Source organism: Paraburkholderia haematera, from assembly GCF_905220975.1.
Lineage (GTDB): Bacteria > Pseudomonadota > Gammaproteobacteria > Burkholderiales > Burkholderiaceae > Paraburkholderia > Paraburkholderia haematera.
This window is the reverse complement of record NZ_CAJNBK010000045.1, coordinates 23,810-32,672: the sequence shown is the minus strand read 5'-3', so window position 1 is coordinate 32,672 and position 8,863 is coordinate 23,810. Positions and strand designations below refer to the sequence as shown.

The window sequence follows — 8,863 nt, the reverse complement described above, 5'->3', positions numbered from 1 at the left end:
TCCCTGCCTCTGACACTTGCTACCTTGAGCACCTGTTCGCCGCTTGACTTCCAATACGGTTGCTTTTCTTTGCGGCAGGCAAAGAAAAGTAGGTGCCCCCCCGCACAGGGGCAACGCTAATAAACCACAAACCTTAGATTAGGAATCAGAAATATAAAACCGACCAAATTACATCACACCGCAAGCGGCTCGCATTCCCGCAAGCCAAGATGCAATTCCTCGCAAAGGAACGTCTGCAATGTCTGCACGGCGGCCGCCTGGGCGCCGGAGACCGGGCGCATAAAGAGCCCGAAATCGGCGGTGGGCGCATCGGGCAATCCATCGGCCTGGCCGAGTACGCGCATCGACTCCGAACGGATATTGCCGTCGAGCAGCACCGACACGCCAAGCCCCGCTTCCACGGCCGATTGCACCGCCGGCAAACTGGTGCTGGTGCACACGACGCGCCACGCAATCCCCGCACGCCGCAGCGCCGTCAACACCTGCTGCTGCCACAGACAGGCACCGCCGAATGCAACCACTGGCAAGGCCGCGTCACCGTCGCGGCTAAACCCGCGCGCGCCGACCCAGAAGAGCGGCTGCGTCCAGGTCAGAAGCGGCACCGAGTCGACCAGCGCGGGGTCCCCCACAATCACGTCGAGGCCGCCCTCCGCAAGCCGGTTCGACAAAGCCGAACTGGTATCGACGACAATCTCTAGCGCCACTTGCGGATAAGCGATCGAAAAGCGCCGCAGTGCACGCGGCAGCCGGCCAACCGCGATGTCCTCCAGCATGCCGAGCCGCACCGTACCGGACACCTGCCCCGCGCTCAACGCCCGCCGCGCGTCGGCGCCCGCGCCGAGGATCGTATGCGCGAACGGCAGTAGCAGATGCCCCGCTTCGGTGAGCTGCACGCCACGCGGCGAGCGGTCGAGCAAACGCTGCCCCAGTTCGTCTTCGAGCCGGCGCAATTGCATGCTCACCGCCGCCTGGGTACGCGCGAGGCGCGCCGCCGCCACGCCCACGGCGCCTGTCTCCGCCACCGTAACGAACGCGCGCAGCAGACTGCTATCGAGATCTCGGGTCATCACGTTTCTTGAAGTGGCCATAAGAAATATCAACTTATCTTAATACCGCTCGCACCGATAAGATAGCGTCCAACGCATCCGACAAGCGGCAACGAGGCCACCATGCAGGACACCACCATCAAACCGGCGCTGCATCCCGCGCCAACGCCAATGAAACCCGCCAGTGCGGCGGCCGGTGCCGCGCTCCTGTGCGTACTGTCGATGTCAAGCGTGCAGTTCGGCGCCGCACTCTCCGCGCCGACCATGGCAACGTACGGTTCGCTCAGCACGACCTGGTTGCGTCTGTGCTGGGCGGCCGTGGTGCTGGCGTTGCTGGTGCGCCCGCGTTTGTTCACCTACTCGCGCTCGCATTGGCTCGCGGCCGGTGCGCTGGGGGCGGCGATGGCCGGCATGACGCTGTGCTTTTTCGCGGCGCTTCAGCGGATTCCATTGGGACTGGCCGTCGCGATCGATTTTCTCGGGCCGCTCGCCGTAGCCACCTTCGCGGTGCGCCGCGCGCGCGCATTACTGTGGCCGGCACTGGCGATTGCCGGCGTGCTGCTGCTCTCGCGCGATCGCGCGGGCTGGATCGGCGAACCGCTCGGTGTGCTGCTCGCGCTCGGGGCCGCCCTCGGCTGGGGCAGCTATATCGTGCTAATGAAAAAGATCGGCACCGTATTCGCCGGACTCGAAGGATTGTCGGTTTCGCTGATCGCAGCGGCGCTGGTCGCCACGCCATTCGGCTTCGCGCAAACCGGCGTGCACATCGCCGCGGGGCAGATCGCCGCGACCGCGGGTCTCGCGCTGCTGGTCCCGTTGCTACCCTACGCGCTGGAAATGGTGGCGTTGCGGCACATGCCGGCCGCATCATTTGGAATCCTGATGAGTGTCGAACCCGCGATCGGCGCGTTGGCCGGCTTCGTGGTGCTGCATCAACCCATGGGTGCCGTCCAGATAGCCGGCACGCTGCTGGTGGTCGCCGCGAGCGTGGGCGCCGTGGTCGCGACACGCTGAACGGTGCCGAACCACTACGCGTGCGGCGCTCAGGCGAAATTTTCCGCTTCGTAAAGACGCCGGCCCGCTGCGTCCTTCGCGCCGAGGATCGGCTCGACTTCAATAGGCCACTCGATGCCGATATCGGGATCGCGCCACAAGATGCAGCGCTCGAGTTCGGGGAACCAGTATTCCGTGGTCTTCCACAGACATTCGGCGACGTCGGACAGCACGACGAAACCATGCGCGAAGCCCGGCGGCACCCACACCTGCCGATAATTGGCCCCGCTCAGATAGGCGCCACACCATTTGCCGAAGTTCGGCGATTTGAGCCGCACGTCCACGACGACGTCGAACACTTCCCCCACCACCACACGCACCAGCCGGCCTTGCGGACGCTGTACCTGATAGTGCAGCCCACGCAACACACCACGCACCGCGCGCAAATGACGGTCTTCCACGAACTGGAAACCTTGCGAAACGTCGTCGGTAAACTCATCCGCGCTGAAGCTCTCGAAGCAGAAGCCGAATTCATCGCAGAACACCTCGGGCTCGATGAGTTTCACCTCCGGCAATGCCAACGCCATTACCTTGTTGCCCATGGCCGCTGCGCCCGTAAGAAGCCTGCCCGGAGAAACCACGGCCGCCGATGCACACGCGGCTGCGCATGCTGTTACACAAGCCGCTACGCACGCACCCACCGGCGATGAGGTGCGCCGTCTGCACGGCGCCTGCCCAGCCTACGCCTCAGTCGCCACCCGGCTGCGGGCGCGATATTCGGTAGGCGACAGCGCCATGCGCTTGCGGAAGATCTTCGCGAGGCGATCGCCGTTGCCGGTGCCGCTGCGCCGTGCGATCTTGTCGACCGGCAATTCGGTTTCGGTCAGAAAATTACAGGCAATACGCAGCCGAACCTGCAACAGATAGTCAGACGGTGTGAGCTGCATTTCATGCTTGAAGCGCCGCAGAAAATTGCGCTCACTCATCGCCGCCACCTGCGCAGCGTCGGCAACCGAGACCGGACGATCGCAATTCGACTCCATCCAGCGCGCCGCGGCACGGATTTTTTCAGCCACGCTAAGTGTGCCCCCCTCGGCCGGCAACGGCACCCAGGTCGCGGCCATGCCCGGCATGACCCGGTCGGCGACGCTGCGCGCGAGCTCCGCACCGAGGTCGCGCTTGATGAACATCAGCGCACTTCGCGCACAGTCGTTACGATCGTTGGCGGCGTTACGCGCGGCATCGGTCGTGGCGCTGCCCAGATAGCGGTTCACCTGCGGGCCGTCATGTTCCGCGGGGCCCGCGGCTTCCAGCACGAGGCGGCCCTCCCCGATCGTCTCGATCGCGCGAGTACGCGTTTGCACCGATCGCAGCCAGCCCAGCAGCCGTTCGTCCCGCGCGGCTTCGAGTGCGCCGTAGCCGCCTGCGATGAACAGCACGTCGAAGCCGCTTCCGTAACGTGTGTCGATACGGTCGGTCCAGATTCGCGCCGATGAGGAGCTCGCGACGCTGCCGCCGTCCATCGACAAAAACTGAACTTCGTAAGGCGGCTCTTCGCCAGCGCGTGAGCCCGAGAGTTCGTTGGCGGTCTGGAACATCTCGACCACCGTGCCAGGCCCGAGCAGCCAGAAGCCGTCGAACAGCAACACGCCGATTCGCCGTGCTGCGCTACGCACGTTCAGCGCCGGCGTATGTAACCAGGTAATCCTCGCAGTATCCAGATGCATGTGCGGCATGATCTTTCCCCAAACTGTCGTACGTTGTGGACCCCGCTGTCCGTCAGCCGGCCGATATGGACGAGTTCAAATAACGGCGGCTGAAAACCGCCGGCAACGCAGCTTAACGGATTATGCCCGATGTTAGCGGAACGGTTCACCAGAGTAAATTTGAAAAACAAATCCGCATCGAGAAAGTCCATGTATGACGAAAACCATTATTTCGCGTTTCATATAACTTCCGCCATAGGACCTGGCATAGCACGGCAGCATCCCGCGCCGTCGACTGCCACAAGGCCAAAAGCCTTACACAGTGTAGCTTTCAGACCTGTGACGCCGAAACTCGCTTTTATTCGAAATCACGGGATTTGCGGAATCGATTCATCACAATCGCATCCAAAAATGTTTCAAACATGAAATCCAAACATCGCAAATAATGAACGTTCAATCCTCCTTTTATTCGCAAATTGGGAATTTATCGACAGTAGCAATGTGGTGAACCGCACATTTATTGAAACATTCATGATTAAACACCCGGAGGCCGGATTCTCAATCACCTAAAAACGTTTCCATATTGAAACATCCGGTTTCTTTTACATATGACAAAATGCGTCCGTTATTGCCCCCAATAACGGAGAAACATCTGACGATTCGGCGCTCAGGCGGAAATCGTGCCAGCGGCTTCCTTAAAAAGGTTTCAGCGCAGGATCGTGCTCGTCAAGCATTCCCGTCGCGAGCAAGCCGCTCAAGGGCGACGTGACGTACGAGCAGTGAGTGGACGAGCCCGGTCACCTCATCGGCCATTCGTCAACGAGCCGCTTTCGCTCCCTTCCCGCCGCGCGCGCCGCTCGTCACGCTTGCGGCGCAGCGCTGCAAGCCGCCGCCTGCTATACGTGAGCGAGGCGACCGCATGAAACGCGACCGGCGCGAACACGAGGCCGAACAGCGTGGCCGCCAGCACGCCGCCGAACACGCCGGTGCCGATCGAGCGCCGGCTTTCGGCACCCGCACCGCTCGACACCACCAGGGGCACCACGCCGAGCAGGAACGCCGCCGAGGTCATCACGATCGGCCGGAAGCGCGCAGCGGACGCTTCTGTCACGGCGCGCGTCAACGGCAGGCCCTGACGATACAGATCGCGTGCGAACTGCACGATGAGAATCGCGTTTTTCGCCGCGAGGCCGATGACGGTAATCATGCCGACCTTGAAGTACACGTCGTTCGGCATGCCGCGCAGCAGAACCGCGGCGACCGCGCCGATCACGCCGAGCGGCACGACCATCAGCACGGCAAACGGGATCGTCCAGCTTTCGTACAGGGCAGCCAGCGCCATGAACACGGCCAGCAGCGACAAGCCGACCAGCAACGGTGTGAGGCGCGCCGCAGCGGTTTCTTCGCGCGCCGCGTCGACCCAGTCGTACGACACGCCAACCGGCAACGAAGCGGCGAGCCGCTCCATCTCCGCCATCGCCGCGCCCGAACTGTAGCCGGGCGCGGCGTGGCCGCTCACGTCGAGTGTCGGATAACCGTTGTAGCGGCTCAGCATCACCGGACCGATGGACCAATGGCGTGACGCGATCGCCGATAGCGGCACCATGCCCCCCGTCGAGTTCGGCACGGCGAGCGACATCAGATCGTCGTCGGTCATTCGCGTGGCGGCGTCGGCGGAGATCATCACCCGGCGCATCCGGCCACCGGCAGGAAAGTCGTCGATATACGTCGAGCCGAAGGTGCTGCCCAGCACGTCGGCAATGCGCTCGAACGGCACGCCGAGCGCATACGCTTTCGCTCGGTCGATGATGAGTTCGACGCGCGGCGCATCCGGCAGATCCTCCGAATGCACCGACGCCAGCACCGGGCTCGCCTTGGCCTGCGCGAACAGTTGCTCGCGCGCGGCCTTCAGCGCGTCCAGCCCGACTCCGCCGCGATCTTCGAGCCGGAACACGAAGCCGTCCGAATGCCCGAGTCCCGGCACGGAAGGCGGCAATTGCGCTTCCACGCTACCGTCGAGAATCTCGTCGAACTTTTCGTTAAGCCGGTCGCGCAGGGTCATGGCGTCGATGTCGCGCTTGCCCCAGTCTTTCAGTTCGACAAAGCCCATCGCCACGTTCTGACCGCTGCCGGTAAAACTCCAGCCGACCACACTGGTGACGTGCGCGATCGCGGACTCCGTGTGAAGGATCTTTTCCACCCGCTGGACCACCGCGAGCGTACGCGCCTGCGTCGCGCCGGCCGGCAATTGCACCATCACCTGCAACTGGCCTTCGTCTTCGCTCGGCAAAAAACCGCCGGGCAGTTGCCAGTAGAGCGCGGCGCACACGCCGACCAGCACGGCATAGATTGCCAGCATGGGTCCGATACGACGCAACGTACGCGCGGTGAGCCCACGGTAGCCGCTCGCGGCTCGGTCGAAACCGGACGTAAACCGGCTCGCCGCTCGCGCGGCGAAACCGAACAGGCCGCGGCGGGCATCGCGCTCACTCACCGGGTGCTTGTGCGCTTTCAGCAGGTTCGCGCACAGCGCGGGCGTCAACGACAAAGCCAGGAACGACGACACCAGCATCGACGCGATCATCGACACCGCGAACTGCCGGTAAATACCGCCGACGCCGCCCGGAAAGAACGCCATCGGCACGAACACGGCGGTCAGCACGGCGGTCACGCCGACGATCGCCCCGCCGATCTGCGACATCGCTTTACGGGTCGCCTCACGCGGCGGCAGCCCTTCTTCTTCCATCACGCGATGCACGCTCTCCACCACCACGATGGCATCGTCGACGAGAATGCCGATCGCGAGCACAAGACCGAACATCGTAAATACGTTGATCGACAGGCCGCAGGCGTACATCGCGAGAAACGCGCCCATCAGCGTGACAGGAATCACCACCGTCGGCACCAGCGTGTAGCGCAGATCGCGCAGGAACAGCCACATCACGAAGAACACCAGCACGACCGCTTCCGCCAGTGTGACGAGCACTTCACGAATCGCAATCTGCACGAAATGCGCGTTATCGAACGGAATTTCGATGGCAACGCCCGGCGGCAAGCTTTTCGATAACTCGGCAAGCCGCGCGCGGATCGCGTTGGACGTCTCGAGCGCATTGCCGCGCGGCCCGAGTTGAATACCGACAGTCGCCGCGGCCTTGCCGTTCAGGCGGGAGTAGTACGAGTAATTGTCGCGTCCAAGTTCGACCCGCGCGACGTCTCGCAGGCGCACCGCCGACCCGTCGGGCTGCGCCTTCAGCACGATCTGCCCGAATTCGGCGGGCGAAATCAGTTGCCCCTTCACGCTCACCGAGGCCGTCAATTGCTGGCCCGGAACAAAAGGCGCATCGCCCAGCGTGCCGGCCGTTACCGTGGCGTTCTGCGTGGCGATCGCGGCGATTACTTCGGCGGCGCCGAGGCCGTACTCGCGCAGCTTCATCGGATCGAGCCAGATGCGCAGCGCTTCGTCGGCGTCCCACAACTCCGCCGCGCCCACGCCTGGCGCGCGCTTCAGTTCGCGCAGCACGTAGCGGCTCAGGTAGTCGCTCAATTGCACGGAATCGCGCGAGCCATCGGTGGATGTCAGCGCAACCAGCATCAGAAACGTGTTGGCCGCCTTGAATACGCTGATGCCCTGCTGCACGACCTGTTGCGGTAAGCGCGGCTCGACCTGCTTGAGACGGTTCTGGATGTCGACCAGCGCGAGATCCGGATTGGTGCCCGGCGCGAAGGTGGCGTCGATCTCGAGATCGCCGAGGTTATCGCTGGTCGTTTCGTAGTACAGCATATTGTCGGCACCATCGAGACTCTCCTCGATGATGCTCCCGACATTGGCATCGACCACTTCAGTCGCGGCCCCCGGATAGGTGGCGCTGATCACGATGCGCGGGGGTGCCAGACGCGGATACTGCGCCACCGGCAACTGCGGAATGGCGAGCGCGCCCGCCACGACAATGGCGAGCGCAACAATCCATGCGAAGACCGGGCGGTCGATGAAAAAAAATGGCACGCAAAAAATCCGTTCAGATTGCCTGGAGGCGCGGTGCGTCGACGAGGCGGGCCAGATGCAGCGCGTCGGCCAGTACACCGTCACGCATTGCATAACCGCGCGAGCGACCTTCTTCGACGAAGCCGAACTTGCGGTACAGCGCGATCGCCGGCGCGTTGTCGGCGAACACCGTGAGTTCGATGCGGCGCAAACCGAGTGACGCGTCCGCGCAGTCGGTGAGCCCTTGCAGAAGCGCCATGCCGACACCGCGCCCATGATACGCGTCGTGCACGGCCATTCCTAAATACGCGCAATGCGCGCGGCTGGGCCGTTGAACCTCCAATCCGGCGTGGCCGACCACGCGCCCGCCGATGGTGGCGCACACGCTTACGCCACTTTCGAGGCGTTTCTCGAACCATGCCTTGAGCTGTTCAGGCCTGCGGTAACCGACCGACAGCGTGCCGCGCCGCACGCCGGGCAGGCTCATGATCTCGGCGACTACATCCATGTCCGTGGATTCGAGCGCGCGAACCGTAATACGCTGATCGAGCGCGGTGTCCCGCTGCAACGTTTCTTCTTTCATGGCCTTATTCCGCTGCGAAGTGGGTTGCTGATGGCGTGGACTGCAACGGCGCCGGTTCACGCAGCCGCGCCATGAAATAGCAGTCGATCAGCACGCCACGGCGCAACACCGCGCCGCGCTGATGCGCTTCGAGCTCGAAGCCGAACTTGCGATAGAGCGCGAGCGCCGCATGGTTATCGGCGAAGACGTCCAATTCAACGCGGCGCAGACCGAGCCAGTTGTCGGCCAGATCGAGCAGTTCGGTCATCAACGCATTACCGATGCCGCGCCGGTGCCATGCGTCGTGCACACCAATGCCGAGCGATGCGGCATGCGCGCGGCGCCCCTTAAAAGGCGTGAGCTCCGCTTCACCGACCAGCGTGTCGCCAACCATTGCGGCGATCACGATCTCGGACGGCTCCAGTTTTTCGAGGTATTCGCGCGTGCTCGCAAGCGTCCGGAACGGCATGTGCGGATTGCCGTTCATCACTACCGGCAACTGCCCCATTGCGTGGAATTGCTCCGCGTCGCCAACGCGCAATGCACGCAGCGTCAGACCCTCGGGCAAGCTCTC

General features: G+C 63.4%; 7 protein-coding genes. 1 reads left to right on the top strand and 6 read right to left on the bottom strand.

Translation table 11 applies throughout. The features are described 5' to 3' along the window. Positions 1-173: 173 nt before the first annotated feature. Positions 174-1,067 carry a LysR substrate-binding domain-containing protein gene (locus tag KHO23_RS33905; RefSeq protein ID WP_236067090.1) on the bottom strand — a complete coding sequence of 298 codons (894 nt, stop codon included), beginning with the start codon at positions 1,065-1,067 and terminating at the stop codon, positions 174-176. Between the two features lie 102 nt (positions 1,068-1,169). Between KHO23_RS33905 and KHO23_RS33900 the strand changes: the two genes are divergently transcribed. Continuing rightward, complete coding sequence (locus tag KHO23_RS33900; protein WP_211617366.1) at positions 1,170-2,060, top strand: EamA family transporter; 891 nt, start codon at positions 1,170-1,172, stop codon at positions 2,058-2,060. Positions 2,061-2,089: 29 nt separating this feature from the next. Here the strand turns inward: KHO23_RS33900 and rfbC are convergent, their stop codons facing one another. The 5 genes from rfbC to KHO23_RS33875 form a co-directional block, all read right to left on the bottom strand. Next, a complete protein-coding gene (gene rfbC, locus KHO23_RS33895; RefSeq protein ID WP_211617364.1) occupies positions 2,090-2,641 on the bottom strand; it encodes a dTDP-4-dehydrorhamnose 3,5-epimerase in 552 nt (183 codons plus the stop codon). Positions 2,642-2,779: 138 nt separating this feature from the next. Continuing rightward, positions 2,780-3,775 carry a GlxA family transcriptional regulator gene (locus KHO23_RS33890; RefSeq protein WP_211617362.1) on the bottom strand — a complete coding sequence of 332 codons (996 nt, stop codon included), beginning with the start codon at positions 3,773-3,775 and terminating at the stop codon, positions 2,780-2,782. Positions 3,776-4,547: 772 nt separating this feature from the next. Continuing rightward, the gene (locus KHO23_RS33885; protein WP_211617360.1) at positions 4,548-7,748 is read right to left on the bottom strand and encodes a multidrug efflux RND transporter permease subunit; all 3,201 of its coding nucleotides are present in this window, start codon (positions 7,746-7,748) and stop codon (positions 4,548-4,550) included. A 13-nt stretch (positions 7,749-7,761) separates the two neighbouring features. Next, positions 7,762-8,310, bottom strand: a complete 549-nt coding sequence (locus tag KHO23_RS33880; protein ID WP_211617358.1) for a GNAT family N-acetyltransferase — start codon at positions 8,308-8,310, stop codon at positions 7,762-7,764. 4 nt (positions 8,311-8,314) lie between these two features. After that, positions 8,315-8,857 carry a GNAT family N-acetyltransferase gene (locus KHO23_RS33875; protein WP_236067089.1) on the bottom strand — a complete coding sequence of 181 codons (543 nt, stop codon included), beginning with the start codon at positions 8,855-8,857 and terminating at the stop codon, positions 8,315-8,317. Between the last annotated feature and the right edge of the window lie 6 nt (positions 8,858-8,863).